This window comes from Methylobacterium sp. ARG-1 (assembly GCF_001262595.1).
Classification (GTDB): Bacteria; Pseudomonadota; Alphaproteobacteria; order Rhizobiales; family Beijerinckiaceae; genus Methylobacterium; species Methylobacterium brachiatum.
In genome coordinates, this window is sequence record NZ_LHCD01000018.1 from 1 (window position 1) to 25,698 (window position 25,698).

Genomic DNA, 25,698 nt, shown 5'->3' on the forward strand with positions numbered 1-25,698 from the left:
GGAATCCGCCTGACTGCGGAAGGCGAGAAGATCCTGTCGGCGACACGAACGATGGAGAGTGCGGCCTACTCGGTCCTGCGCGCGCGGGACGCGGCTTCGGCGACACCGGATGGCGAGGTGCGCATCGCGGTCACCGAAGGTCTCGGGACGTTCTGGCTGGCCCCGCGGCTCGTCGAGTTCCAGCGCTCGAATCCGCGCCTCGTCGTGGACTTACGCTGCACCATGGACCCGGCGGACGTCGCCCGCCTGGAAGCCGATGTGGCGGTCCAGCTGGTGCGGCCGGTCAATCCGGATCTCAAGTTGGTGAAGCTCGGGCGGCTGCATGTGATGGCCTTCGCAGCACGCAGCTACATCGACATCTACGGGATGCCTGGCGGCGTCGAAGACGCGATCCGTCATCGGCTGGTCCTCCAAGTCTCCAGTCAGACGGTCAGCATGGCCGAGTATGCCCGCCACACGCCCGGGCTCCCGCAATCCGGCTATGTGACGCTCAAGACCAACGTGAGCAGCGCCCATTACTGGGCGGTGGCCAACGGTGCCGGCATCGGCTGGCTCCCGACCTATGCGAGCGCGATCGGCGCCCGCGTCGTTCCGATCGACGGCCTCGTCCAAATCGGCCTCGACATCTGGCTGACCTATCATCCCGATGCCGAGCGGATCGAGCGGGTTCGACGGTCGATCGACTGGATCCGCGCCAGCTTCGATCCCGGACGATATCCCTGGTTTCGGGACGACTTCATCCATCCCCGCGACCTCCCAGCCAAGCTGAAGGGCTCGACGGTGCCGGAAATGTTCGCGGGGTTCGCCGGGATGGAGCGGTAGAGGGCACCACGGATCCGTCTTGACCCCACGCCGAGCATGATCCTTGCTCCCGTCGCCGCGACGACGAGGTATCCCGTGCTGCTGACGCCCCGCGAGAAGGACAAGCTGCTGATCGCCATGGCGGCGCAGGTGGCTCGCAACCGCCTGGCGCGCGGGGTCAAGCTCAACCATCCCGAGGCTGTGGCGCTGATCACCGATTTCGTGGTCGAGGGGGCTCGCGACGGGCGCAGCGTCGCCGAACTGATGCAGGCGGGGGCCAACGTGCTCACGGCCGACCAGGTGATGCCCGGCATCGCCGAGCTGATCCCCGATATTCAGGTGGAGGCGACGTTCCCGGATGGGACCAAGCTCGTGACCGTGCATCACCCAATCCGGGGAGCAGCGTCCGCGGACGTGCCAGGCACGGTCACCACTTTGCCGGGCGAGATCGTGTTCAATGCCGGTGCAGACCGGACTGTGATCGAGGTTGCCAATACGGGCGATCGTCCGATCCAGGTCGGTTCCCACTACCACTTCTTCGAGGTCAATCCCGGCCTCGTCTTCGAGCGCGAGAAGGCGCGCGGCCGGCGCCTCGACATCGCGCCCGGCACGGCGGTGCGGTTCGAGCCGGGCTCGACCCGGGAGGTCGTGCTCGTGCCGCTCTCGGGCGGACGCACGGTGTACGGGTTCCGGGGTGACGTGATGGGCAAGCTTTGACGATGGCCAACATGCCCAAGCCCGCCGCCCTCCCCCGCGCCGCCTATGCCGACATGTTCGGCCCGACCACCGGCGACCGAATCCGGCTCGCGGATACGTGCCTCGAGATCACGGTGGAGCGCGACTTCACCAGCTACGGCGAGGAGGTGAAGTTCGGCGGCGGCAAGGTCATCCGCGACGGGATGGGCCAGAGCCAGGTCACCAACGCGGCCGGCGCCGTCGACACGGTGATCACCAACGCGGTGGTGCTCGATCATTGGGGCATCGTGAAATGCGATGTCGGCATCGTGCGCGGGCGGATCTTCAGGCTCGGCAAAGCCGGCAACCCCGACGTGCAGCCCGGTGTCGACATCGTGGTCGGCCCCGGCACCGAGGTGATCGCCGGCGAGGGCAAGATCCTCACGGCCGGCGGGTTCGACAGCCACATCCACTTCATCTGCCCGCAGCAGATCGAGGAGGCCCTGTGCTCCGGCGTCACCACGATGCTGGGCGGCGGCACCGGGCCGGCGCACGGCACCTTCGCCACCACCTGCACGCCCGGCCCCTGGCACATCGCCCGGATGATCGAGGCGGCCGACAGCTTCCCGATGAACCTGGCATTCGCCGGCAAGGGCAACGCCTCGCGCCCGGACAGCCTCATCGAGATGGTCCGGGCGGGGGCCTGCGCCCTGAAGCTCCACGAGGATTGGGGCACGACGCCGGCGGCGATCGATACCTGCCTGTCGGTGGCGGATGACCACGACATCCAGGTCATGATCCACACCGACACGCTCAACGAGTCGGGCTTCGTCGAGGACACGATCGCGGCCTTCAAGGGTCGGACGATCCACGCCTTCCACACCGAGGGGGCAGGCGGCGGCCACGCGCCGGACATCATCAAGGTTGCCGGGCTGCCGAACGTGCTCCCGTCCTCGACGAACCCAACCCGCCCCTACACGAAGAACACGATCGACGAGCATCTCGACATGCTCATGGTCTGCCATCACCTCGACCCGTCGATTCCCGAGGATCTCGCCTTCGCGGAGAGCCGAATCCGGCGCGAGACGATCGCGGCCGAGGACATCCTGCACGATATCGGCGCGCTCTCGATGATGTCGTCGGACAGCCAGGCCATGGGCCGGGTCGGCGAGGTCGTGATCCGCACCTGGCAGACCGCCGACAAGATGAAGCGCCAGCGCGGCGCTCTGGCGGGCGACACCTCCGGAACCGACAACCTGCGCGCTAGGCGCTACGTCGCCAAATACACGATCAACCCGGCCATCGCGCACGGCGTGTCGAAGCACATCGGCTCGGTGGAGCCCGGCAAGCTCGCCGACCTCGTGCTCTGGACCCCGGCCTTCTTCGGGGTGAAGCCCGATCTCGTGCTGAAGGGCGGCAGCATCGCGGCCGCCCCGATGGGCGACCCGAACGCCTCGATCCCGACGCCGCAGCCGGTCCATTACCGCCCGATGTTCGGCGCGTACGGGCGCGTGCCCTACGCCACGGCCCTGACCTTCGTGTCCCGGGCAGCGGTGGAGGACGGGTTGCGGGAGCGGCTCGGCGTGCAGAAGCAGCTGGTGGCGGTGGAGAATGTCCGCGGCGGAATCTCGAAGAAGGACATGGTGCTCAACGACGCCACGCCGGTGATCGAGGTCGATCCCGAGACCTACGACGTCCGGGCCGACGGCGAACTCTTGGTCTGCGAGCCCGCCGAGGTGCTGCCGATGGCGCAGCGCTATTTCCTGTTCTGAGCGATCGTGGCGCGTATAAAGCCGATGTCGGTCTTTCCTTCGATCCGTCTCCTCGCAAGCGAATACGCGCCCGACGAAGCTTCACCGTCGGGAAGGCCCGGCCTGATCGAGCAGCGTTGAATTCATGATCCGCGCCACCCGCATCCTGCGCCGCGAGCACCTGTCCGGCGGCGAGATCGTCGACCGGGTCGTGCTGGAATCCGGCGAGCGCCATCGCCGCCGCATTGCCCTGCGCGGCGCCGGGGGCTTGGGCTTCCTGCTGGATCTGCCGGAGGCGGCCGTGCTGGACGACGGCGACGCCCTGGTGCTGGAGGATGGCCGGCTGATCTGGGTCGAGGCGGCGCCCGAGCGGCTGCTTGAGATTCGCGCCACGAGCGACCATGCCCTCAAGCGGCTGATCTGGCATATCGGCAACCGGCACATCCCGGCCGAGATCGGCGCGGAGGCGGTCTGGATCGCCGACGATCATGTGCTCGCCGACATGATCCGGGGGCTGGGCGGCAGCGCCGAGCCGGTGGAGCGCCCGTTCCGGCCGGAGGGCGGGGCCTATTCCGGCGGTCACGGTCATGATCACCCGCAAAGCGGGCACCATCACCATCACGCCGATGTGTGAGAGCCTTGAGGCGTTGCGGCTGATGGCATGGCTGTCGCCGGGCTATCCGGTGGGCGCCTACGCCTATTCCCACGGGCTGGAATGGGCGGCCGAGTCCGGGGACGTGCGCGACGAGGCGAGCCTCGCCGCCTGGCTCGCCGATGTCTGCGCGCATGGCGCCCTGCGCAACGACCTGATCCTGGCCGCCCACGCGCATCGAGCGGTGTCGTCCGGCGAACCGGCGCGGATCGCCGCGATCAACGACCTTGCGCTGGCCCTGGCGCCGTCGCGCGAACTGCATCTGGAGACTAGTCAGCAGGGGCGCAGCTTCCTCGACGCGACGCTCGGCGCTTGGCCCTGCGACGCCCTGACGGCTTTGGCCGTGCAGCTTTCAGGACCGGTCGCGTATCCCGTGGCGGTCGGTGCGGCAGCGGGCGCGCACGGGATGGCATTGCCGCCCCTGCTCGCCGCCTACGGCCTCGCCTTCGTCCAGAACCTCGTCTCGGCAGCGTTGCGGGCGGCTCCCGTGGGACAGGCCGCTGGGACGCGGGTGATCGCCGCCCTGATACCCCGGCTGACCCGGGTCGCCGAGGCGGCCGGCGCGGCCGATCTCGACGCGATCGGCTCGGCCACCGTCCGCCTTGATCTCGGATCCTTCCGGCACGAGACGCAATATTCCCGCATCTTCCGATCCTGAGGCTGCATCATGACCTCCTCGAACGGTCCGCTCCGCGTCGGCATCGGCGGCCCTGTCGGCTCCGGCAAGACGGCGCTCATGGAGCAGCTCTGCAAGCGCTTCCGTGAACGCTACGAGATCTGCGCGATCACCAACGACATCTACACGAAGGAGGACGCCCGGATCCTGACGGTGGCCGGTGCCCTGCCGGAGGAGCGCATCCTCGGCGTCGAGACCGGTGGCTGCCCGCACACGGCGATCCGCGAGGATGCCTCGATCAACCTCGCCGCGGTGGCCGAGATGAGTCGGCGCTTCCCGAAGCTCGACCTCGTGCTGATCGAATCCGGCGGGGACAATCTTGCGGCAACGTTCTCACCGGAACTCGCTGACATCACGCTGTACGTCATCGACGTGGCCGGCGGCGAGAAGATCCCCCGCAAGGGCGGCCCCGGCATCACGCGGTCGGACCTGCTGATCGTCAACAAGACCGATCTGGCACCATTGGTCGGCGCCGACCTGTCGGTCATGGAGGCCGATACGCAGCGGATGCGCGGAACGCGGCCCTACGTGTTCGCGTCCCTCCGGGGCGGCGACGGCGCCGATGCCGTCGCCCGCTTCATCGAGGAAGCCGGCGGCCTGGGCCGCTGACTTCCACCGTCCACTCGTCGATCAGAACCGGCCTAGCGCCCAGCTTCGGCCGAGCGCGACCGCGGGGATGCTTTCGGTGATAGGCCCATCAACGCATCGAGGCGGCTCATCCGGGCGTCGAAATCCCTCAGCACCGATTCGCGTGCCTTGATGCCGGGGTTGGGTTGCGGTTTGGCGTGGATTCGGGCCGAGCGGGCCTCCGCCGCAGACGCGCTGAGGAAAGCGGCCAGGGATAGCAATGTCAGAGCACGAATCATGACGAGACTCCCTCACGACGTCGCTGCGCTGGGCAGCGGGTTCCTCACGAGGGTATGATCACCCGGAGCGTGTCTGCGTGCGCGAGCGCACGTCGCGTGTGCAGGATCACGGTGCCGGCCGGATGAACGGCGCTCAGGCGCGGGAACGCCGGGCTGTGAGCCACGAGGCCAGCAGCACGAAGACGCTCACCAGCGCCACGAGCAGCGTCGAGGCGGCGTTGATCTCCGGATTCACCCCGAGCCGAACCTGACCGTAGAGCCGCATCGGCAGGGTGGTGGAGCCCGGCCCCGAGACGAAGCTCGCGATGACGAGGTCGTCCAGCGACAGCGTGAAGGCCAGGAGCGCCCCGGCCAGAACGGCGGGCGCCAGCAGCGGCAGCGTGATGGTCAGGAAGACCCGCATCGGCCCCGCGCCGAGATCGGCGGCCGCCTCTTCCAGGCCGCGGTCGAGCCCGCGCAGGCGCGCCGCCACGACCACGGCGACGAAGCCGGTGCAGAAGGTCGCGTGCGCGATCACGAGGGTGACGATGCCCCGGTCAACGCCGATGCCGATGAACATCAGGAGAAGCGACAGGCCGATCATCACCTCGGGCATCACCATCGGCCCGAAGACCAGACCGGTGAAGAGTGATCGTCCGCGGAAACGGCCGTGGCGCTCCAGGATGAGCGCCGCGAGCGTGCCGAGAATCGTGGCGATCAGGCTCGCGAGCAGCGCAACCTGCAGGGAGACCCAGGCCGCCGCCATCAACGGCGCGTCGGCCAGGAGGGCGCCGTACCATCTGGTGGAGAAGCCGCCCCAGACGGTGACGAGCGCCGAGGCGTTGAACGAGTAGGCGATCAGCACCAGGATCGGCGCGTAGAGGAAGCCGAGCCCGAGCATCAGGGCGGCACGGGTCACCCAGGTCACGGGCGGCCCTCCTCGCCGGCACGCAGGCTGTCGCGGAACAGCACGACCGGGCCGATGATGATGGCAAGGATCAGCACCGCCACCGCGGAAGCGAGCGGCCAGTCGCGGTTCGAGAAGAACTCGCTCCACAGCACGCGGCCGAGCATCAGGGTCTCGGAACCGCCGAGCAGGTCCGGGATGACGAACTCGCCGACCATCGGGATGAAGCAGAGGCCTGCGCCCGCCGCGATCCCGGGCAGGCTGAGCGGCAGCGTGACGGTCCAGAACACCCGGGTCGGCGAGGCGCCGAGATCCGCCGCGGCCTCGCGCAGCGCCGGGTCGAGGCGGTTCATCACCGCGTAGAGCGGCAGGACCATGAAGGGCAGGTAGGCGTAGACCAGCCCGACGATCACCGCCGCGTCGGTGTTCAGGAGGATCAGCGGCTTCACGATCACGCCCGACCGGAGCAGGATGAAGTTCAGCAGGCCCTCCGGTTTGAGGATCGCGATCCAGGCGTAGACCCGGATCAGGAAGCTCGTCCAGAACGGGACGACCACAAGGGCGACGAGGAGCGGCTGCCAGCGGGCCGGGGCCCGGGCCAGCGCGTAGGCGAGTGGCGTACCGAGGACCACCAAGATCAGACTGGCGGCCGCCGCGTAGGCGAGCGAGCCGAGGGCCGCATCGCGGTAGAGCGCGTCGGAGGCCAGTGTCGCGTAGTTATCGAAGTTCAGCGCCTCGAGAAAGGCCGACCAGCCCTCGAGGCCGCCCTGCCAATCGAGCACCGGCAGGTAGGGCGGGATCGCCGTGGCCGGTTCCGACAGGCTGATCTTCAAGGTGATCGCGAAGGGCAGCAGGAAGAAGGCCGCCAGCCAGAGCAGCGGCGGCAGGCGCACGAGCCGGTCGAACAGGCGCCCCGGCGCCCCTGCCCTCATGGCTGCCGCCCATCCGAGGCGGCCATGCCGCGATCCGTGCGTGCCGGCCGCGTCATGCCGGCAGGATCACGGCGTCGGCGGGGGCGAAGCCGAAGCGGATTTCCGAGCCCACGGGATCCTGCGCGTCACCCGGTCGTCCGCTCGACCGCAGCACGGTGCCGTCGGGCAGGCGCAGGGTCCGACGCAAACGGTCCCCGAGGAACACCGTATCGGCGATCGTGACCAAAAAGCCTTCGGTGCCGAGGACGATGTCGTCCGGGCGCACCGCGACGACGACCGCGGTGCCCTCCGGCAGCCCCGTCACGGAACCGCGGACGATCCCGTATGCCGTCTGCACCGCACGGGTGTCGCCGGCCTCAAGCGGCCCTAGGCGGCCTGCAATGAGGTTCACGTCGCCGAGCAGACCAGCCACGAACCGGCTGGCCGGGCGGCGGTACAGGTCGGCGGGCGTCCCGACCTGCGCGAGGCGGCCGCCCTCCATTACGCCGATGCGGTCGGCCAGCATCATCGCCTCTTCGGGGTCATGGGTCACGACCACGAAGGCGGTACCGAGGCGGCGCTGCACGGCGCGCAGCTCGGCCTGAGTCTCCTCGCGCAGGCCGCGGTCAAGGGCGCCGAGGGGCTCGTCCAGCAGGAGCAGCTTCGGCTCGCGGGCGAGCGCCCGGGCCAGTGCCACCCGCTGGCGCTGACCACCCGAAAGGGTGTCGGGCCGACGATCCCCGAAGCCCGCGAGCTGGACGAGGCGCAGAAGCTCGGTCACCCGGGCGGATGCGGCGGCTCGGCCCAGACCCTTCAGGCCGTAGCCGACATTCCCGGCCACGCTCATATGCGGGAACAAGGCGTAGGACTGGAACATCATGTTCACCGGCCGCCGATGGGGCGGCAGGGCGGTGAGGTCCAACTCACCGAGGCGGACATGGCCCGAGCTCGGCGTCTCGAAGCCGGCGATCATGCGCAGCAGCGTGCTCTTCCCGCAGCCGGACGGCCCGAGCAGGCAGAAGAACTCCCCGGGCTCCAGCGCGAGCGTCACCGCATCGACGGCGACATGGGTGCCGAAGCGTTTGGTGAGGTTGTCCAGGCGCAGCGCGGGTGCGTCCGGCAAGACGTCAGGAATCCTCGCGCAGTGCCTCGGCCACGCGGGCCTCGAGCAGGTCGGGCCGGCGCAGGACCAGGGCACCGCGGGTGCGGTCGACCAGCCCCTCGGCCGCCATGGCGGTGAATTCGCGGGTGACCTGCTCGCGGCGGCAGCCGATCCGGGCGGCCAAGACGTGGTGATAGGGCGGCGGCGACACGACCCGCTCGCCGGACGTGCCCGATCGCGGCACCGAGAGGCGCAGCAACTCGGCGTAAAGCCGATGCTTCAGGTCGAGGAGCGCATGCTCCATGAGCCGGGTGTTGAGTTCGCGCACGCGCTTGGCGAGCAGCCGGAACAGCCGGTCGGCGATCGCCTCGGAGGCGAACACCATCTGGCGGAACACCGCGGCCGGCACCACGCAGACCTCGCCGCGGGTCAGGGCCGTGACGTTGGCCGAACGGCCGATCCCGTCGATGGCGGCGAGCTCGCCGAAGAACGCCCCGCCGCGCATCTCGCCGAGGATCACCTCCTTGCCGGACTGGGTCCGGTTGAGGATGCGCACTTCGCCGGAAGCGATGAAGTAGACGTCCGTGGAGATGTCGTCGAAGTCGACCAGCACCTCGTTCTCGTCGAAGCGGCGCCAATGGCAGCGGGTCTCGAACGGACCGAGCTCAATGCCCGGATCCTTGAAGAAGGGTATCGTCCCCAACCGCGCCATCGATCCTGTCCCTTCGGCCCCGGCCTCCGTCCCTGCCCTGACGGGGGCCGACCAGCAACTCTGGGGACGGGAGTCACCCACATCTCAGAGCAGCGCACCGATCCGGCCGCGCTCGATCGATGAGGCGGATTTGATCGTGACGGCCACGCGCGGGCCGGTCAAGCCGCGCTTGGCTGAACAGGAGTTTATTAGCGTGGATCGGTGAAGAGGGATAATTTCCCGCGCTGCGGCGCCCGACGATTCCCGATGCACCAAGACTTCACCATCGCAGGTTTGAACTTCGGCACGGTCACGCCGATCGGCCGGTGCCAGGCGACATTGGCCGATGCGTTCGAGCGCTCAGGCCACAGCCTGCACTCGGGCCGCTATGCCACCGTTCGGGTCTGCCCGGCGCCGGCTGGCCATGGCATTGTCTTTCGCCGCCGCCTGAAGACTGGCCAAACGATCGACGTGCCGGCCCTCTGGCCCTATCGGGTCTCGCAGCCGCTCTCCGCCGCAATCCAGCGCGAGGGGGCGCTGGTCCGCACGATCGAGCACCTGATGGCGTCCCTGCACGCGCTGAAGGTCGACAACGTGCTCGCCGAGATCGACGCCGACGAGCTGCCGATCTTCGACGGCAGCGCGATCCCCTGGTGCGACGCGATCCGAGGGGTCGGCTGCGTCGAGCAACCCGCCCCCTGTCGGGTTCTGCGGATGCGCCGAACGGTGGCGGTCGAGGACGGGCGGCGCCGGCTCCAGATCGAACCGGGCACGGGCCTGCACGTCACCGGGCATATCTCACTCGCCCATTTCGGCTCGCTCGACTGGTCCGGTGCGATCACGCCCGAGAGCTTCGCGCGGGAGATCGCGCCCTCGCGCAGCTTCGGCCGGTATGTCCGCGCCATGGCCGGTCGCGCCTACGGCTGCGCCACGGGACGGGACTTCCTGCAAGGGGTCTCGCCGCGCTCGGCGGCGCTCCTCTGGCGCGGGCACGTCCTCGGCGGGATGCGCGTACCGGAAGAGCCCGTCCGTCACCGGATCCTCGACCTGGTCGGCGATCTGCTGCTGGCGGGGTATCCGGTCGAAGGCCGCGTGGCCGCTTTCCACACCGGGCACGAGCTGAATCACGCGCTGGTCGGGGCGCTGATGCGCGAGCGCAGCGCGTGGGAGCTGGTCTGACGGCGCCGGTTCAGGCCAGGACGCGAGAGTTCGGCTGCTCGCACGCGACGGCGACCTGCCGGAAGGCACGGACGAGATCGGCATCGAGCTTGGGGCCCATCTTCTCCAGGATCGCGTAGGCCTCGCGGATCGGCTTCGGCGCCTTGTAGGGGCGGGCCTCGATCAGCGCCGCGAAGATATCGCAGATCGTGATCAACCGGACGAGGTCCGGGATCTCGGCGCCCCGCAGCCCGTCAGGGTAGCCGGACCCATCGAGATATTCGTGGTGCGAGCGCACGACGGCGAGGGTTCCGGCCTCGTAGCCGCCGTCGAGCAGCATGGCGTGGCCGATCGCCGGATGTCGGTCCATCTCCACGCGCTCCGCGGGGGTGAGCGGCGCCGGCTTATTCAGGATCGCGAGCGGGATCCGCGCCTTGCCGATGTCGTGCAGGAGCGCGCCCTTGGTGAGGTGATGGGCGTCGGCGTCGTTGAGGCCGAGGCTCCGGGCGAAGGCCGCGGCCAAGCCGGCGACCGCCAAACAATGCCGATGCGTCACGTCGTCGAAGCCCGCAACGACATTCAGCCAGTCGCGGACCTTCGACTCGCGGATCGCCCGGTTGACGATGGTGGTGCCGGCATCGACGATCCCGGGCGGCGGCGGCGCGTCGGCACGAAAGATCGCCGCGAAGGCGGACCGGGCCTCGTCGGCGCAGCGTCGCAGGTCGACGGATTCGTCGGGTTCGCGGAGGGGCGTGCTCATTGCTGCGATCGCTTTGGCGAGCATCGCGGTCGCCGTCGCAGCCGGCATCACGCGCGTGGCCCCGAGGGCGGTTGCCTGGATCTCGCCGCGGCCCAGATTTCCGTGGATCAGCGCGAGGAACGGCGTCGCGCTCTTGCGCGTGACGGCCAGCGTCCGGCGCAGACGGAGCATGGCGTCGGAGGTCAGCGCGCCGACGTCGCTGATCACCAGTCCGACGTCCCCAGGCGGCTCGGCATCGCCGTAGAGATCGTGGAGGACGAGGCTCGGACCGCCCCCGAGATTGCGCACCAGGCGCTCGCCGCGGCCGAGATCGTCGGTCAGGATCACGGTCCGACCCAAAACGCCTCTCCCATCACACGTCCTCCGTGGGGCGTACCAACCAGCGAACCAGCCTTGGCGGCGATGCCCGGCAACTGCGAACGTCGAATTTTCCGGAGCCCGTCATCGCGCGGTTCGACCAGTGTCCGCCGCACAGGCATCAGAGATGAGTCGAACAATCGGCCCGGAGTGATGCGATTCCGTTAAAGCGACTGTCGGTGCATCGGCATTTTAGCGCGGTAATAAAGATACCGGCCCTGAGCCGGTTACCGAACGGGTGCCGGGATGACAGCCCTGACACGGCGCTTGCCTCCCCGCGCCTGGACCGCCAGAACGCCGCCATGCTGCGCGTCCATGACCTCACCTACCGCATCGGCGATCGCCTGATCCTCGATTCCGCGAATTTCTCAATTCCCGAGGGCGCGCGGGTGGGCCTCGTCGGGCGCAACGGGGCCGGCAAGACCACGTTGTTCAAGGCGATCCTCGGCGACCTGTCGGTCGACGCGAAATCCGTTTCCCTGCCCAAGGGCATGCGGATCGGCGCGGTCGCCCAGGAAGCGCCGGCCGGCCCGGAAACCCTGCATGCCGTGGTGCTCGCGGCCGATTCCGAGCGGTCCCGGCTGATGGCGGAGGCCGAGCACGCCGACGGCCTGCGGCGCGCCGAAATCGAGACCCGGCTCGTCGATATCGGCGCCCATTCGGCGCCGGCGCGCGCCGCCGCGATCCTGCACGGTCTGGGCTTCGACGCGGCGGCGCAGGCCCGGCCCTGCTCGGACTTCTCCGGCGGCTGGCGGATGCGCGTGGCGCTCGCCGCCGTGCTGTTCTCCGAGCCCGACCTGCTGCTCCTCGACGAGCCGACCAACTACCTCGACATCGAGGGGACGCTCTGGCTCTACGACTATCTCGAGCGCTACCCGCGCACCGCGATTATCATCAGCCACGACCGCGACCTGCTCGACACAAGCGTCGACCACATCCTACATCTCGACCGCGGCAAGCTCACGATCTACCGCGGTGGCTATACCAGCTTCGCCAAGCAGCTCTCTGAGAAGCGCATGCTGCTCGCCAAGGCCAAGGTGAAGCAGGATGCCGAGCGGGCGCATCTCCAGAGCTTCATCGACCGGTTCAAGGCGAAGGCGACCAAGGCCCGTCAGGCCCAGTCGCGCGTGAAGCGGCTGGCCAAGATGGAGCCGATCGCGGCGCTGATCGAGGACGACGTGCCGGTGATCCACCTGCCGAGCCCGGAAAAGCCGCTGTCGCCGCCGATCGTCTCGATGGAGCGGGTCAAGGCCGGCTACGGCGACCGGGTCGTGCTGACCGGGCTCGACCTTAGCTTGGCGCCCGACGACCGGGTGGCGCTGCTCGGCGCCAACGGCAACGGCAAGTCGACCTTCTGCAAGCTGATCGGCGGCCGCCTCGGTCCGATCGCCGGCGAGGTCCGGCGATCCTCCAAGATGGAGGTGGCGTATTTCGCGCAGCACCAGCTCGACGAATTGCGGCCTGCCGAGAGCGCCTACGCCCATGTCCGGACCCTGATGCCGGACGTGCCGGAGGCGAAGGTGCGCTCCGCCACCGCCAGGCTCGGGTTCGGCGCCAACAAGGCCGATACGCCGGTGGAGAAGCTCTCGGGCGGTGAGAAGGCGCGGCTGCTCATGGGACTCGCGGCCTTCCACGGCCCGCACCTGCTGATCCTCGACGAGCCGACCAACCACCTCGACATCGAGAGCCGCCAGGCCCTGGTGGAGGCGATCAACGATTACGAGGGCGCCGTCATCCTGGTGAGCCACGACCGCTTCCTAGTCGAGGCCTGCGCGGACCGGCTCTGGCTTGTGGCCGACGGCACCGTGAAGACCTTCGACGGCGACATGGACGATTACCGCCGGTTCGTCCTGTCCGGCCCCGAGCGCGAGGACGAGCGCGACGCCGAACCCGCAGGCGGCCAGAAGGCCGAGGCGCGCCGCGCCGGAGTCGAGCGCCGGGCGGCCCTCGCACCGCTGCGCAAGCGCCTGGACGCGATCGAGGCGCGGATGGCTAAGCTCACCGCGGCGATCCAGAAGATCGACGCAGCGCTGGAGGACGGCACGGCCTTCCGGGAGAACGCCGCCAAGGCCGGCGAGATCGCCAAGATGCGTGCGGACGCCGCCAGCGCACTGGCCGCCGCCGAGGAGGAATGGCTGAGTGTAAGCGCGGAGATCGAGGCGGCTTAACTTGGAGGCACGCTTCGCCAGCGCGTGCCAGCACGTCCGCTCCCTTCCGGATTTCAGGACCGTCAGTGGGACAGGGCGGCGCCATGCACGCGGGAACCGGCGCCCGCGTGCATGGCAAAGATCCGCGATCTAAACCGCGGCGGCGCGCGTCGCGGGCGCCGACGGGGGTTGGCGCCGGGCAACCCGGCCAGCCACCGCTCACGGATCGAGCTCCGCAGGTCATCGCCTCATCCCGCCGACGCCGCTCGCGACAGGCCGGACCCGTGTCGACAGCGGGTCTTACCGCGGCGCGAACCACTGATCCGTTATCTTGGGCCAAACCGAAACGATCTTTTTGTTGTCGACGCTAATCCAATGAATATCCATACTCGGATGCTCGGACTTGAAGTCTTGATAATGCGTGTCGTTGCACATCAGATAGAAGCTGATCGCGCTCATCAGGCTGCTGTCGGCATGGGCGATGCTGTAGAGATACGCATCCCACTTCGCCGCCTCTTCGACGCGGCGGATCGCCTTGGTCTCGAGAGCTGCGGCGCTAGAGTCCGACGGACCCGCAGCATTCGCGCGATCGCCCTGCCCCTGCGAACTCGCAGCGACCGCTTCGGTCTCACTGACAACCGTGCCTGAATCGCCGGCGAGCGTGGGCGGCACAGGAACTGGGCCGCTCCCGACCTGCGTGGGCTCCTCCCAGTGAATGAACGGCGCCACGAAATTCGGGGCGGGCGCACTCGTCTGGATGAGGGACAGGACGGCATCCGCCGTCTGCGCCGAGAGGGCGTGGGTCGACCGGGGATCCAGCGCAGCGGGCACGGGCAGCGAACCGGCCATCACCGCAGCGACCCGCTCCGGCGTCTCAACCTGTTGCGCCGTAACGACAGCCACAGTGGACGGCGCTACAGGACTCACAGCGAACATCTTACGCACTCCGTTCGATTGGCTCCACGCCATTCCACTTCAGTTCAAACCTCGACGAATTTCATCCGTCCATTCGGTATTCGGCACCTGCCACTTCTGGCAGTCATCTAAACAAAATTTCGAATCAACAGACTGACGGCGTGGCGTTATATTCCTTCCCGACTTCGAGCACGACTCATTCAGGGCTTTCGAAAGCCTTGCCACGCTGCCAGCCACATCGGCTGGCAGCGCTCCAGTTCGACATTCGAAATACTGCGCACACGTCAACACATGGAGCCATAGCGGCGAACATGCATCGGTATTTGCAATGCAGCAGACCTACAAAGCCGATTTTATAGATTTTGAAAATCTAGCGCCCACACAACGTGAGCCGTCTCTTCCGAGGGCGATCATGGCCGGGAAGAGCTTTAACCCGGTGCTTCATACATCGGGCCTCCCAATAAGGCCATTATGACATTGATCTGTCAACACGCCCGGTAGCTAGGAAAATCTTACGAAAACTTACTGACATGCGATGCGGATATTCTTCCAGGCGGCCCGAAGGAATGCTGACGGCTCTTCATCATTGGGCAGATCGGACGATATTGATCACATCGGGTAATTGGCTCGGCATCTCCACTGTGTCGTAAGGTGCCGCGATGCCACAAGAATTTCGCACTGTGGCGGGTCGCTGGCCTCGCGGAAGCCGCGAATCGCGGTCGGACGGAGCTTTTTCGGGGGTTGACGCCGACGCAGCGGCGGATCCGCAAGCGAATCGCCGACGGCCTCACGCGCGCGCCGGCGCAGCGGCCTGGGCGCGGCCCCGCTCAAGGCCGATAACCATTAGGCAGCCCAACCCCGAGAGGATCACGAGCGGCAACAGGCCCAGCGGGTAGCTGCCGGTGGCGTCCTTGATGACACCGAGCAGGTAGGTGCCAACGAATCCGCCGATGTTGCCGATGGCGTTGATCTGCGCGATCCCGGCGGCCGCCGCGCCGGCCGAGAGCCATTCGGTCGAGAGCGCCCAGAACGGGCCCTTCACCGTGTAGGTCGCGGCGACGGCGAGGCACAAGATCAGGATCGTCGGCAGCAGCTGCGCGGTGGCGATCGAGGCCGCAAGGCTTAGCGCCAGCAGGCCGAGGGGCAGCGCCGTGTGCCAGACCCGCTCGCGCTTCCTGTCCGAGGAGCGGCCCCAGAGGATCATCAGCACCGAGGCGATCCCGAACGGGACCGAGTTCAGCAACCCGGTCTCCAGGTTCGTCAGCCCGAAGGATTTGATGATCTGCGGCTGCCAGAGCGACAGGCACTGGCTAGCGCCCGAGGCACCCGCATAGATGAGCGAGGCGGCCAGCACGTAGCGGTTGCGCATCACCTGCCAGACCGAGAGGTGCCGGGCCGGCGCCGCCTGGCCGTCGACCACCGATGCGCGCTCGGCGGACAGCCTATCCTGAAGCCAGGCGCGCTGCTGCGGGGCGAGCCAGCGTGCCTGAGCCGGCCCGTCGGGTAGGATCGCGAACGCGATGACGCCGAGCAGCACGGCCGGGAACGCTTCGAGGATGAACAGCCACTGCCAGCCGCGGAAGCCGAGCATCCCGTCGGTGTTGAGGATCGCGGCCGAGATCGGCGAGCCGAGGAAGCTCGAGATCGGGATCGCCACCATGAACACGGCCACGATCCGTCCCCGATAGGCGCGGGGGAACCAGTAGGTCAGATAGAGGATCACCCCAGGAAAGAAGCCCGCCTCGGCGGCGCCGAGCAGCAGGCGCACCGCGTAGAACGAGAAGGGCCCGACCACGAAGGCCATGGCGGCCGAGACGAGGCCCCAGGTGATCATGATCCGGGCGATCCAGATCCGGGCGCCGAACCGCTCCATGGCGAGGTTGCTGGGCACTTCGCACAGCACGTAGGACACGTAGAACAGGCCGCCGCCCAGCCCGAACTGGGCAGCCGACAGGCCGATATCGTGGTTCATCTGCAGCGCGGCGAAGCCGGCATTCACCCGGTCCACGAACGCGATGAAATAAGCGAGCATCAAGAACGGCAGGATGCGCCAGGTGACCCTGCGCACCGTCGCCCGCTCGATCTCCGGCACCGCATCCGGCACGTTCGTGGGGGCCATCGTAATCCTCCGCGCTCGATCGATTCCGGCATGGAGGAGCGGCGGCTTAGCGATCAGTCCCGAAACACGACAACTTCGCTCGACTGTCATAGTCGATCATCGCACCGGGTCTGCGGCGGGCGATACGCGCCAATAGCGGCCTGATCCCTGCCGGTCCGGTTTGCCCGCGGACCGCGGACATGCGAGAGAAGCCGCATGTTGACGGTCGATAGCCTTTGGCGCGTGCGGCACCGGCTCGCGCAGATCGGGAAGAAGCGGACGGGCTCGCCCCGCATTCTGGTGGTCGGAGTCTGCCAGGCCGGCTCCATGGCCAAGGTGCTGCGATACCTTCTGCCGGACGCGCAGGTGGATTTCGTCTCGGCCTTCACGGCGAACCGCCGCTTCCCGAAGCTCGTCGACCTGATGGCGCATGCCGACGGCTACGATCACGTCTATTCCAGCATCTACCTGCCGCGGTTCAAGGACGGCGGCACGATTGACCGGTTCCGGACGCACCCGAAGGTCCGCCTGATCCCGACCATCGTGTTCGGCGCTTACCATCCCGACCTGATCCATGTCGGCGTGCAGGATGCCGTCTCGCTTAACGGGCTCATCTCGGGGCCGATGGGGCATTCCCACTCGGCGATCACGCTCTACGCCTATCTGGCGGGCTTCTCGCAGGCGCAGGCTCTGCGCCTGTTCGCGGAGCCGGTCTTCGAGCGCCTGGGCTATTTCGACCTCTGGAACGAGTCGGTCTCCTACCTGCGCGGGCTCGGCGCCCAAGCGCAGTACGATCTCGACACGCACCTGACGCGCTGGGCGCGGCGGGGCTGCTTCATGCACTCGATCAACCACACGAAGTTGTACGTGGTGGCCGATCTCGCCCGCGGGCTCCTGACCAAGTCCGGCGTGCCCTATCCCGAATGCGACCTCGACGCGTTCGTGCCCGACGATCTCGGCGGCCAGGGCAGCTGGCCGGTCTATCCCGAGATCGCCGCCCATTACGGCGTTCCCGGAAGCGCCCTGTTCTTCAAGGCCGAGACGCGCCGCTCGGGCCCCGCACGCACCATGAACCGGGCGGAATTCGTGGCCGCGGCCTATGCGAACTACGACCGGCGCCCGCGCGAGGCCCTGGTTTCGCAGCGGGTCCAGGGCTGGCGCAACGATCCGGCAACGGTGGAGTTCTTCCGCGAGGCGGCGGGTCGAGAGATCAGCCCGATCCGCCCGGCCGAACGGGTACCCGCCCTGACTTCGGGCAGCCTGGCCGGCCATACATCCTGATACGACGGCACATTCTCCCCTCTTCGGGCGCCCCGCGCTGTCCGGGCCGGGACCTACCGAGGTTTGGAGCCCATGAGCCGTCAACCTCGCGAGAAGGGTCGCGCCGGTTCCTACGGGATCGCGGCTTTCCTGACCTTCCTCGGATCGGCCGCCGGCTTGATCGGGTGGAGCCGGTTCGCCGTGAACCACCACATGGACCTGCCCCCCGCCCTGCCCGGCCAGCTCGAGACGCTCGCGACCGAGCGTGCCGGCGAAATCGCGCTCTACGGTTCGCGCGATCAGGCGGGCGTACCGCTGCTCCTGATCCACTCGATCAACGCGGCCGCGAACGCCTATGAGGTCCGCCCGCTCTACAAGCATTACCGAGCCTCGCGTCCGGCCTATGCCCTGGACCTGCCGGGCTTCGGCTTCTCCGAACGCTCGCGCCGGCGCTACACACCGCGCCTCATGGTCGAGGCGATCCATGCGGCTGTCGCAGAGATCCGCAGCCGGCATCGGGGCAGCGCGATCGACGCCTTGGCGCTGTCATTGTCGTGCTCCTACCTGGCTCGTGCCGCCGTAGAACGGCCGGACGATTACCGCAGCCTCGGCCTGATCAGCCCGACGGGTTTCGATGCGCGGCTGTCCGGCGAGGGGCCACCGGACGGTCACCGCGGCCGCGACGCCCTGCGCAGTCTGCTCGACCGGCCGCCGTTCGGCCGGCCCCTGTTCGACGCCCTGGCCTCGCGGCCGAGCATGCGCTTCTTCCTGCAGAAGACGTTCGGCTCGAAGGACATCGACGAAGGCCTGTTCGCCTACGACCATGCCTCGGCGCACCAGCCCGGCGCCGAGCATGCCCCCTATTGCTTCATCGCCGGCCACCTGTTCCCGACGGATTCGACGCGGCTCTACGAAGAGCTGCGCCTGCCAGTCTGGATGGTGCACGGACGCCGCGGCGACTTCGTCGATTACCGATTGGTGCCCCGGGTCGCCGGCCGGCCGAACTGGCGCGTCTTCAGCCTGCCGACGGGCGCGTTTCCGCATTTCGAGCGGCTGGACGACGTAACCGCGGATTACGACGCGTTCCTAGAGACCCTTAGTCCCGTCCCGCCGCGACCACAGGCGTGAGCCGGTAGCGTAGGCACACGACACCACCCGGCAAGGGCTCGCAGGTCGTCAGAGCGAGCTTGCACCGGCCGCCCATGGAACGGCTCCGGCAGCGGAGGGGCGCTGTCGGCGTAGCCCTGCATGGTGACCTGTCCGCACATCCAGGCGTCGCCCCTCAGCGCGTCGTGGACGCGTTCGTAGTGGCTGTCGGCGTCGAGGGTCTTCCAGCGGCGGGCCTTGCTCCCGTCGTCAACCGAGGTGGTCATGTGGCAGATGACGTAGGGCGCTTTGCGTCGGCCGTGATGCGCTCCGGACGGTGGGGCCGGCCGAAACGATAGGGGCGAGACGCCGTCCGGCACCGCGTGAGCGTGGATTCGGAATGTCAGCGCAGCCGCAGGCGGGCGCGCAGCCGGTCGATGAGGGTGGGGTTCAGTTCCCGCCGCACCCGACGCTCGGCGAAAGCGTCGACGGAGAATCGGTCAGTCGGTACGCGCCGCAGGAAGCGCTCGGCGATCTCGTAGACGACGAGGTCGGGCTTCACGGCGGCGACGTAGGCCCAGTCGATCTCCGCAGACCAGATCGCGTGCACCTCCCGGAAACTTTCGGCCAGCATCGCGGTGAGGCGCGGCCCCTGGTCGAACACGTAGGAATCGCCGAACAGGACCACGCGCCTTGAATCCGCAGCCTCGGGGTTGCGCATCACGGCGCGCGACCCGACGAAGAAGCCGCCCCGGCCGGCGACGCGGCCGGTCTCGCGCAGCTGGACCAGCGCGTTGGCCTCGCTGCGGTGTGCGCTGCGTTGAAAGGCGTGGGCGACATAGGCTTCGTCCACCGGCGGCTTGAGCTTGCCGCCGAGGTCGAACACGAAGCGCGCGGTCTCGCCGGTTGCCTCGAGAACATGCGCGGCCGGGGTGACGCCGAGCGCGGCACACAGCGCCCGATAGGCGGCGATGTAGCCCCGATGGTTCCAGTGCGTGTCGGTCTGTAGGTAGACCGGTCCCTCGGCGCGCGCCGCCTGCAGGGGCCCGTAGAGATCGACCAGTCGGGCTTCCGTACCGGATGCGAGGAGCCGGCCGAGCCGCAGGCCGGGCGGATCGGCCAGGTTCGGGAACGGCCGGTCCAGCGTGTCCGCATGGATCGCGATCTTCTCCGGCACGATGGCGTGGACGTAGGTCGCGCCGAGCGCGCGCGTCCGACGGACGCGGGTTTCGACCAGCCTAACCCAGCGGCGGAGCAGACGGCGAGAGGCCGGAGAATCCGCATACAGATCGACCAGCTCGTTGGTCCGGCCGACCCAGAAGAGCCATCCGTCCCGCCCAACCGCGATACCGCGCGCGCCTGTCTGAGACAAAGGTCCGCCATCTCCCGTGAACGCCTTGCGGCGGCGTCGAGACATGCCGTCCGCCGGAGCCGGAGACAAGCCGGAAACACGGCGCTGCGGCAGCTTGGCGGTTTCCCTTCGATCGGGCGGCGGGACCGGGACCCAAGGCTCCCTAGACGAGGTGGAGAAGGACGCCCCAGCACAAGACGGTGATCGTCGAGATGGCCGTCGAGAGCGCGACGATCAGGGATGCCGCCGCCACGTCGCTGCGCAATTGGGCCGCGAAGACCACGACATTGCCTGCGATCGGCAGAAGCCCGAGGAGGCGCACGGTGTTGAGGTTGTCCGGCGCGACGGGGGCTCCCAGAGCGGCGAACAGGTCGATGACGGCGATGATCGCGAAGACCGATGCAATGTGCCGCCAGATCACCAGCTGCAGCGTCCCGCGGATCGCGGCGGCGGTGAAGCGGACCTGACTGGCCCCCAGCCCGACCACCATCATGCCGCAACCCGACATCATCAGGGTCACCACACGGAACGGTGCATCGGCGTCGGGCGGCAGCAGGTCGCGCAATCCGAGCGCCTGACCGGCAAGCCCGGCACCGAACGCATATAGGGCCGGAGTCGTCGCGACCTTCCAGAGGCTCATCCGGACCGAGAACCGGTCGCGCGCCACGAAATAGAAGCCCACCGTGTTGCCGAAGATCAGCCCGCCGACATAGGCCATCACCAGGATCGGCAGGCTCTTGGGGCCGAACAGGACCAGCCCGGTCGGGATCCCGAACCAGCCGATATTGGTGTAGCTGAACGCGCAGAACGCCAGGCGCCGGGGAACGTCGGTCTTGCAGCGCGGTACGATCAGAGCCGCGCACAGCACCATGAGGGTGCTGAAGGTCATCGACAGGGCGACATTGCCGATGGCCGCACCGACGTTCAGCGCCAGGGCGTTCTTGAACACAACCAGCGGGATCAGGACGTACATCAGCAGGCTGGACAGGTGCCGGATCCAGTCGCAACTCGACAAACGTCCGACACAGAACCCGGCGGCGATGGCGCCGTAGGCCGGAAGCATTCGGTAGATAAGATCAACCGCCAAATGTGCTGCTGCGTACATCTTCTATCGCTGTGATTTCTTACTATTTTAAGTCTTTCCTAAGCTACGATCGCGTATCGTCGGCAATTCCTAGTCATTGAAAGCAATGTGCGCGGTTTGGCATCGTCGCTCAATGCGAATCGCCTGCAACAAGATCAGAGACCTGTGCCTCACGTCGAGGCCTGGCCGCGTGACACACCGTGTCACGTCTTTGCGCCTCCGCGGGATCCCGGCCTTCCGTCTGCTCGGCGCTCCAAAGATCGGCGATTAGCGCCTGGACTAGGCCCTTTCACGCGACGGCCGCAGGTCCGCGACGGCAATCCGCTCGAAGCCGGGAGCCGTCCGCATGGTGGACCCGCCCCATCCCGATCCTCTAAACGTGAGCGTGCCGCCCGGAGCGGCGACAGACCGTGGAATCCGATGATCGACCTGACGCTCGAGGCCGCCCGCAGCATCGTGGACACCGCCCTGCGTGAAGCCCGGACCCGCGGATTGAAGCCGATGGCGGTGGTCGTGTACGACGCCCGCGGCGCGCTCAAATCCGTCGCGGCCGAGGACGGCACGTCTCTGCGCCGGGCCGAGATCGCCAGCGGCAAGGCCAACGGCGCCCTGGCACTGGGCCTCGGCTCCCGGGCGATCCATGCCCGGGCCGAAGCGCAGCCCTATTTCGTCGCCGCGGTGAGCCACGTCGCCGGCCCGGCCGCGCTCGTGCCGGTCCCGGGCGGCGTGCTGATCCGCTCCCGCGAAGGGCGGCTGCTCGGCGCGGTCGGCATTTCCGGCGACACCTCCGACAACGACGAGATCTGCGCGGTGGCGGGGATCGAGGCGGCCGGCCTGATGCCCGAGACCGGCGCCTGAGGATGGCGATCCGCCGGCGCGAGTGGCTGGCCGGCGCCACCGCCCTCGCGGCCGTGCGGCCCGCTTATGCCGGCGAATCCGGGCTCTACCGGCGCGGCAACGATGCCGATCCTGAGACCCTCGACCCGCACCGCTCGTCCACGGTGGCGGAGGCGCATATCCTCCGGGATCTGTTCGACGGCCTGGTCACGTACGACAATCACGGGACGATCATCCCGGGCGCCGCGCGGTCCTGGACCGTCTCCGAGGATGGCCTGACCTTCCGGTTCGACCTGCGCCCCGACGGCCGCTGGTCGACGGGCGAACCTGTGACCGCCGACGACTTCGTCTACGCGTTCCGCCGCATCCTCGCCCCGGCCACGGGGGCCAAATACGCCGAGATCCTGTTCCCGATCCGCGGGGCTGCGGGGGTCAATCGCGGGCAGACCGGAGACGACGCTCTCGGGGTCATCGCGGAGGGGCCGCTCCGGCTTACAATCACCCTCGAGCAGCCGACGCCCTACTTTCTCGAGCTTCTGACCCACCAGACCGCCGTGCCGGTGCACCGGGCCTCGGTCGAACGCTACGGCGACTCCTCCACCCGGCCAGGCAACTTCGTGACCAACGGCCCCTATCGGCTGGTCGACCGGGTGCCGGGCGGCGGCATCACCCTGGAGGTCAATCCGCACCATCCCGAGGCGGGCGCGATCGCAATCCGGCTTGTCGCCTTCCTGCCCATGTCGGACTTGGCAAGCGCCGTCCGGCGCTTCGCCGCCGGGGAGCTCGACTCACTGTCCGATGTGCCGGTCGACCAGATCGCCGACCTGCGCCGCCGCTTCGGTACCCAGGTGGTTCTCGGCCCGTCGCTCGGCCTCGAAGCCCTGGTCGTCAACACCCACAAGGCCCCCTTCTCGGACCGAAGGGTCCGCCGGGCCCTGTCGTTGCTCATCGACCGTGAATACCTGGCCGACGGGCTCTACGGCGGCACCATGAGCCCGGCCTACTCCATCTGCCCGCCGGGAATCGACAATTACCGCGCGCCCCCCGAGACGGAAGGTCGGCAGGGCCTGCCGATCGAACATGAGGCCGAGGCGCGCCGCCTGCTGGCGGAGGCGGGCTTCGGCCCCGGACGGCCGCTGAGTGTGGAGTACCGGTTCAACGTCAGCGACAACAACCGCAACACCGCGGTGGCAATCGCCGAGATTTGGCGCGACCTTGGGATCGAGACCCGGTTCGTCTACACCGATGCCAAGACCCATTTCGCGTATCTGCGCGATGGCGGCGCCTTCGATGTTGCCCGCTACGCCTGGATCGCCGACTATTCGGACCCGCAGAATTTCCTGTTCCTGCTCCAGACGGGCAATGACGGGCTGAATGCCGGCCGCTGGTCGAACACGGCCTATGACGCGCTGCTGGCCAGGGCCGGGTCGGAACGCGATCTCGGGCGCCGCGCCGACCTGATGTACGAAGCCGAGACGATCGCGCTGCGCGAACTCCCCTGGATCCCGCTGATGCATTACCGGTCGAAGGCGCTGATCGCGCCGCGGCTGCACGGCTACACACCGAACGTCCGCAACGCCGCGCCGACCCGTTTCCTGAGGCTCGACGCGTGATCCGCTTCATCCTGCGGCGGCTCGCGCAATCGGTACCGACGCTGTTCGTGGTCGTGGCTGTCAGCTTCTTCCTGATGCGGCTCGCGCCCGGCGGCCCATTCGATCTGGAACGTCCCCTTGCGCCGGCCGCCATGGAGAACCTGCGTCGGGTCTACGGCCTGGACCAGCCGCTGCTCGTGCAGTTCGCCCGCTACCTAGCGGCCCTGGCGCGGGGCGATTTCGGGCCGTCCTTCTCGTTCCGCGACATGAGCGTCCTCGACCTGATCGCCCGGGGCCTGCCGGTCTCGGCCACCCTGGGGGCGCTGGCGCTCGCGTTGGCCGCCTGTTTAGGCGTCGGGCTCGGGACCGTCGCGGCGCTCCGGCGGGGCGGTGCCCTCGACCGGTTGCTCGGCCTCGGGGCGGCGCTGACCCTGTCGCTGCCGAACTTCGTCGTGGCGCCGCTGCTGCAGATCGTGTTCGGGCTGAGCCTGCGCTGGTTGCCGCTCAGCGGATGGGATGGCGGTGCGCCGAGCCACTTGGTCCTGCCGGTGGTAACCCTGGCGCTGCCGCAGGTCGGCGCGCTGGCCCGGCTGACGCGGGCCTCGCTCGGGGAAGTCCTGCGCACCCAGCCGGTGCGGACCATGCGCAGCCTCGGCCTGCCGCCGGCGCGCATCACCCGGCACGCCCTGCGCGGCGCGCTCCTGCCGGTGGTGGCCTACCTGGCGCCCCTGGCGGCGGCGCTGCTCACCGGATCCGTGGTCGTCGAGACGATTTTCGGCCTGCCCGGGATCGGGCGCTACTTCGTCGAGGGCGCGCTCAACCGCGACTACACGCTGGTGATGGGCACCGTCCTGCTGGTGGCGGCCCTGGTGATCGCCCTCAACCTGATCGCCGACCTCGCCTGCGCCTGGCTCGATCCGCGCCTGCGGCGTGCCGCATGAGGGCTGGCCGTCTCATGGCCGGGCCGGCTGCCCGGACGCTGTCGCGCCTCGCCCGCCAGCGCGTCGCGATGGCCTCCCTGGCCGTGCTGACCCTGATTGCCCTGGCCTGCCTGTTCGGTCCGGCGCTGACCGGACATGATCCGACGCGCGCCTACCCGGATCTGCGCCAGCTCCCGGCCGGCCTGGCAGCGCAGCCCAATCCGGACCATCTGCGCCCCGCCCTCGAACGCCTCGCCTTCCGGATGCGCGCCCGCCTCGACGACGTAGCCCGCGACGGCGAGGCGCTGCGGCTCACGCTGAGTGCCGAGGCGGGGGTGGACCGGCGCAGCCTCGTCTACCTGCCGCGCTCCGACCTGTTCGGGGAGCCGCGGGTGATCGCCGACCCGGAGGGCGGCCACCGTCTCGTCGTGGCGGTGCCGGTGCGGCGCCTGTATTTCCCGCTCGGCACCGACGTGCATGGCCGCGACCTGCTCACCCGCTGCCTCGTGGCCGGACGGGTCTCGCTGCTCATCGGGCTCACCGCCACCCTGGTCGCGCTGCTCATCGGCGTCGGCTACGGCGCCACCGCCGGCTTCATCGGCGGCGCCGTGGATGCCGTGATGATGCGGCTGGTCGACGTGCTCTACGCCCTGCCCTTTGTGTTCTTCGTCATTTTGTTGCTGGTCTTCTTCCGGGCGAGCCTCACGCTGATGCTGGTGGTGATCGGCGCCGTTGAATGGCTCGATATGGCCCGCATCGTCCGGGCACAGACCCTGTCGCTGCGCGAGCGCGACTTCGTCCGCGCCGCCCGCGCTCTCGGGCTCGGGACGCCCCGCATCATCCTGCGCCACATCGTGCCGAACACCTTCGGGCCAGTGGCGGTGGCCGCGACCCTGCTGGTGCCGCAGGTGATCCTGCTGGAGAGCTTTCTCTCCTTCCTCGGGCTCGGCGTTCAGGAGCCGCAAACGAGCTGGGGCGTCCTCATCGCCGAGGGCGCCCGGTCGATCGAGTCGGCCCCGCACATGCTGGCTGGCCCGGCCGCCTTCCTGATCGCCACCCTGGTCGCCCTGACGCTGCTCGGCGACGGCTTGGCCGATGCTCTCGACCCGCGGTCCAGCTAGA

The 25,698-nt window shown here is 68.5% G+C and carries 24 protein-coding genes; 14 read left to right on the forward strand and 10 right to left on the reverse strand.

Annotation, left to right across the window (positions count from 1 at the left end; all coding sequences use genetic code 11):
• The 6 genes from AKJ13_RS17350 to ureG all read left to right on the forward strand — a co-directional run.
• A partial coding sequence (locus tag AKJ13_RS17350; protein WP_050734475.1) for a LysR substrate-binding domain-containing protein occupies nt 1–822 on the forward strand: 822 nt, incomplete at its 5' end.
• Nucleotides 823–897: 75 nt separating this feature from the next.
• Nucleotides 898–1,518 carry an urease subunit gamma gene (locus AKJ13_RS17355; RefSeq protein ID WP_050734476.1) on the forward strand — a complete coding sequence of 207 codons (621 nt, stop codon included), beginning with the start codon at nt 898–900 and terminating at the stop codon, nt 1,516–1,518.
• A 2-nt stretch (nt 1,519–1,520) separates the two neighbouring features.
• Nucleotides 1,521–3,248: an urease subunit alpha gene (ureC, locus tag AKJ13_RS17360; protein ID WP_050734477.1), complete on the forward strand. Its 1,728-nt coding sequence runs from the start codon at nt 1,521–1,523 to the stop codon at nt 3,246–3,248.
• Nucleotides 3,249–3,372: 124 nt separating this feature from the next.
• Nucleotides 3,373–3,861, forward strand: coding sequence for an urease accessory protein UreE (locus AKJ13_RS17365; protein WP_050734478.1), 489 nt, complete (start codon nt 3,373–3,375; stop codon nt 3,859–3,861).
• Complete coding sequence (locus AKJ13_RS17370; RefSeq protein ID WP_050734479.1) at nt 3,815–4,537, forward strand: urease accessory UreF family protein; 723 nt, start codon at nt 3,815–3,817, stop codon at nt 4,535–4,537. The genes AKJ13_RS17365 and AKJ13_RS17370 overlap by 47 nt, the downstream gene beginning before the upstream one ends.
• A 6-nt stretch (nt 4,538–4,543) precedes the next feature.
• Nucleotides 4,544–5,164 (forward strand): urease accessory protein UreG, encoded by a 621-nt coding sequence (gene ureG, locus AKJ13_RS17375; RefSeq protein WP_200905658.1) that lies wholly within the window; start codon nt 4,544–4,546, stop codon nt 5,162–5,164.
• Nucleotides 5,165–5,196: 32 nt separating this feature from the next.
• Here the strand turns inward: ureG and AKJ13_RS30540 are convergent, their stop codons facing one another.
• From AKJ13_RS30540 to AKJ13_RS17395, 5 genes are all read right to left on the reverse strand, one after another.
• The gene (locus AKJ13_RS30540; RefSeq protein WP_082317001.1) at nt 5,197–5,421 is read right to left on the reverse strand and encodes a hypothetical protein; all 225 of its coding nucleotides are present in this window, start codon (nt 5,419–5,421) and stop codon (nt 5,197–5,199) included.
• 133 nt (nt 5,422–5,554) lie between these two features.
• Complete coding sequence (locus AKJ13_RS17380; protein WP_050734481.1) at nt 5,555–6,328, reverse strand: ABC transporter permease subunit; 774 nt, start codon at nt 6,326–6,328, stop codon at nt 5,555–5,557.
• Nucleotides 6,325–7,239, reverse strand: coding sequence for an ABC transporter permease subunit (locus AKJ13_RS17385; protein ID WP_050734482.1), 915 nt, complete (start codon nt 7,237–7,239; stop codon nt 6,325–6,327). Before AKJ13_RS17385 ends, AKJ13_RS17380 begins: the two co-directional genes overlap by 4 nt.
• A 52-nt stretch (nt 7,240–7,291) precedes the next feature.
• Nucleotides 7,292–8,341, reverse strand: a complete 1,050-nt coding sequence (locus AKJ13_RS17390; protein ID WP_050734483.1) for an ABC transporter ATP-binding protein — start codon at nt 8,339–8,341, stop codon at nt 7,292–7,294.
• A 4-nt stretch (nt 8,342–8,345) separates the two neighbouring features.
• A complete protein-coding gene (locus tag AKJ13_RS17395) occupies nt 8,346–9,032 on the reverse strand; it encodes a Crp/Fnr family transcriptional regulator (protein ID WP_007562140.1) in 687 nt (228 codons plus the stop codon).
• A 246-nt stretch (nt 9,033–9,278) separates the two neighbouring features.
• On the opposite strand from AKJ13_RS17395, the gene AKJ13_RS17400 reads away from it, so the two are divergent.
• Nucleotides 9,279–10,190 carry a UDP-3-O-acyl-N-acetylglucosamine deacetylase gene (locus AKJ13_RS17400; RefSeq protein WP_050734484.1) on the forward strand — a complete coding sequence of 304 codons (912 nt, stop codon included), beginning with the start codon at nt 9,279–9,281 and terminating at the stop codon, nt 10,188–10,190.
• Nucleotides 10,191–10,200: 10 nt separating this feature from the next.
• On the opposite strand, the gene AKJ13_RS17405 is transcribed toward AKJ13_RS17400, so the two are convergent.
• Complete coding sequence (locus tag AKJ13_RS17405; RefSeq protein WP_050734485.1) at nt 10,201–11,268, reverse strand: HD domain-containing phosphohydrolase; 1,068 nt, start codon at nt 11,266–11,268, stop codon at nt 10,201–10,203.
• Between the two features lie 320 nt (nt 11,269–11,588).
• Here AKJ13_RS17405 and AKJ13_RS17410 point away from each other — a divergent pair, with 320 nt between their 5' ends.
• Nucleotides 11,589–13,454 (forward strand): ABC-F family ATP-binding cassette domain-containing protein, encoded by a 1,866-nt coding sequence (locus AKJ13_RS17410; protein ID WP_050734486.1) that lies wholly within the window; start codon nt 11,589–11,591, stop codon nt 13,452–13,454.
• 279 nt (nt 13,455–13,733) lie between these two features.
• Here the strand turns inward: AKJ13_RS17410 and AKJ13_RS17415 are convergent, their stop codons facing one another.
• A complete protein-coding gene (locus AKJ13_RS17415) occupies nt 13,734–14,369 on the reverse strand; it encodes a hypothetical protein (RefSeq protein WP_050734487.1) in 636 nt (211 codons plus the stop codon).
• 766 nt (nt 14,370–15,135) lie between these two features.
• The gene (locus AKJ13_RS17420; RefSeq protein WP_082317002.1) at nt 15,136–16,467 is read right to left on the reverse strand and encodes an MFS transporter; all 1,332 of its coding nucleotides are present in this window, start codon (nt 16,465–16,467) and stop codon (nt 15,136–15,138) included.
• A 195-nt stretch (nt 16,468–16,662) separates the two neighbouring features.
• On the opposite strand from AKJ13_RS17420, the gene AKJ13_RS17425 reads away from it, so the two are divergent.
• Nucleotides 16,663–17,727, forward strand: coding sequence for a WcbI family polysaccharide biosynthesis putative acetyltransferase (locus tag AKJ13_RS17425; RefSeq protein WP_050734488.1), 1,065 nt, complete (start codon nt 16,663–16,665; stop codon nt 17,725–17,727).
• Nucleotides 17,728–17,799: 72 nt separating this feature from the next.
• Nucleotides 17,800–18,834, forward strand: a complete 1,035-nt coding sequence (locus AKJ13_RS17430; RefSeq protein WP_050734489.1) for an alpha/beta hydrolase — start codon at nt 17,800–17,802, stop codon at nt 18,832–18,834.
• 361 nt (nt 18,835–19,195) lie between these two features.
• On the opposite strand, the gene AKJ13_RS17435 is transcribed toward AKJ13_RS17430, so the two are convergent.
• Nucleotides 19,196–20,164 (reverse strand): hypothetical protein, encoded by a 969-nt coding sequence (locus AKJ13_RS17435; protein WP_064774642.1) that lies wholly within the window; start codon nt 20,162–20,164, stop codon nt 19,196–19,198.
• Nucleotides 20,165–20,306: 142 nt separating this feature from the next.
• Nucleotides 20,307–21,230, reverse strand: coding sequence for a hypothetical protein (locus AKJ13_RS17440; RefSeq protein WP_144426286.1), 924 nt, complete (start codon nt 21,228–21,230; stop codon nt 20,307–20,309).
• A 417-nt stretch (nt 21,231–21,647) separates the two neighbouring features.
• Between AKJ13_RS17440 and AKJ13_RS17445 the strand changes: the two genes are divergently transcribed.
• The 4 genes from AKJ13_RS17445 to AKJ13_RS17460 are packed head-to-tail and all read left to right on the forward strand — an operon-like array spanning nt 21,648 to nt 25,697.
• Nucleotides 21,648–22,085 (forward strand): heme-binding protein, encoded by a 438-nt coding sequence (locus AKJ13_RS17445; RefSeq protein WP_050734492.1) that lies wholly within the window; start codon nt 21,648–21,650, stop codon nt 22,083–22,085.
• Nucleotides 22,086–22,087: 2 nt separating this feature from the next.
• Complete coding sequence (locus tag AKJ13_RS17450) at nt 22,088–23,677, forward strand: peptide ABC transporter substrate-binding protein (protein WP_050734493.1); 1,590 nt, start codon at nt 22,088–22,090, stop codon at nt 23,675–23,677.
• Nucleotides 23,674–24,597: an ABC transporter permease subunit gene (locus tag AKJ13_RS17455; protein ID WP_050734494.1), complete on the forward strand. Its 924-nt coding sequence runs from the start codon at nt 23,674–23,676 to the stop codon at nt 24,595–24,597. Before AKJ13_RS17450 ends, AKJ13_RS17455 begins: the two co-directional genes overlap by 4 nt.
• The gene (locus AKJ13_RS17460) at nt 24,594–25,697 is read left to right on the forward strand and encodes an ABC transporter permease (RefSeq protein ID WP_244471641.1); all 1,104 of its coding nucleotides are present in this window, start codon (nt 24,594–24,596) and stop codon (nt 25,695–25,697) included. Before AKJ13_RS17455 ends, AKJ13_RS17460 begins: the two co-directional genes overlap by 4 nt.
• The last annotated feature ends 1 nt before the right edge of the window (nt 25,698 follow it).

Excerpts from the sequence above, each read along its gene's own strand:
- ureC (WP_050734477.1), top strand. The coding sequence starts at position 1,521 with ATGGCCAACATGCCCAAGCCCGCCGCCCTCCCCCGCGCCGCCTATGCC.
- AKJ13_RS17365 (WP_050734478.1), top strand. The coding sequence starts at position 3,373 with ATGATCCGCGCCACCCGCATCCTGCGCCGCGAGCACCTGTCCGGCGGC.
- AKJ13_RS17370 (WP_050734479.1), top strand. The coding sequence starts at position 3,815 with ATGATCACCCGCAAAGCGGGCACCATCACCATCACGCCGATGTGTGAG.
- AKJ13_RS30540 (WP_082317001.1), bottom strand. The coding sequence starts at position 5,421 with ATGATTCGTGCTCTGACATTGCTATCCCTGGCCGCTTTCCTCAGCGCG.
- AKJ13_RS17385 (WP_050734482.1), bottom strand. The coding sequence starts at position 7,239 with ATGAGGGCAGGGGCGCCGGGGCGCCTGTTCGACCGGCTCGTGCGCCTG.
- AKJ13_RS17395 (WP_007562140.1), bottom strand. The coding sequence starts at position 9,032 with ATGGCGCGGTTGGGGACGATACCCTTCTTCAAGGATCCGGGCATTGAG.
- AKJ13_RS17400 (WP_050734484.1), top strand. The coding sequence starts at position 9,279 with ATGCACCAAGACTTCACCATCGCAGGTTTGAACTTCGGCACGGTCACG.
- AKJ13_RS17410 (WP_050734486.1), top strand. The coding sequence starts at position 11,589 with ATGCTGCGCGTCCATGACCTCACCTACCGCATCGGCGATCGCCTGATC.
- AKJ13_RS17415 (WP_050734487.1), bottom strand. The coding sequence starts at position 14,369 with ATGTTCGCTGTGAGTCCTGTAGCGCCGTCCACTGTGGCTGTCGTTACG.
- AKJ13_RS17420 (WP_082317002.1), bottom strand. The coding sequence starts at position 16,467 with ATGGCCCCCACGAACGTGCCGGATGCGGTGCCGGAGATCGAGCGGGCG.
- AKJ13_RS17425 (WP_050734488.1), top strand. The coding sequence starts at position 16,663 with ATGTTGACGGTCGATAGCCTTTGGCGCGTGCGGCACCGGCTCGCGCAG.
- AKJ13_RS17430 (WP_050734489.1), top strand. The coding sequence starts at position 17,800 with ATGAGCCGTCAACCTCGCGAGAAGGGTCGCGCCGGTTCCTACGGGATC.
- AKJ13_RS17445 (WP_050734492.1), top strand. The coding sequence starts at position 21,648 with ATGATCGACCTGACGCTCGAGGCCGCCCGCAGCATCGTGGACACCGCC.
- AKJ13_RS17450 (WP_050734493.1), top strand. The coding sequence starts at position 22,088 with ATGGCGATCCGCCGGCGCGAGTGGCTGGCCGGCGCCACCGCCCTCGCG.
- AKJ13_RS17460 (WP_244471641.1), top strand. The coding sequence starts at position 24,594 with ATGAGGGCTGGCCGTCTCATGGCCGGGCCGGCTGCCCGGACGCTGTCG.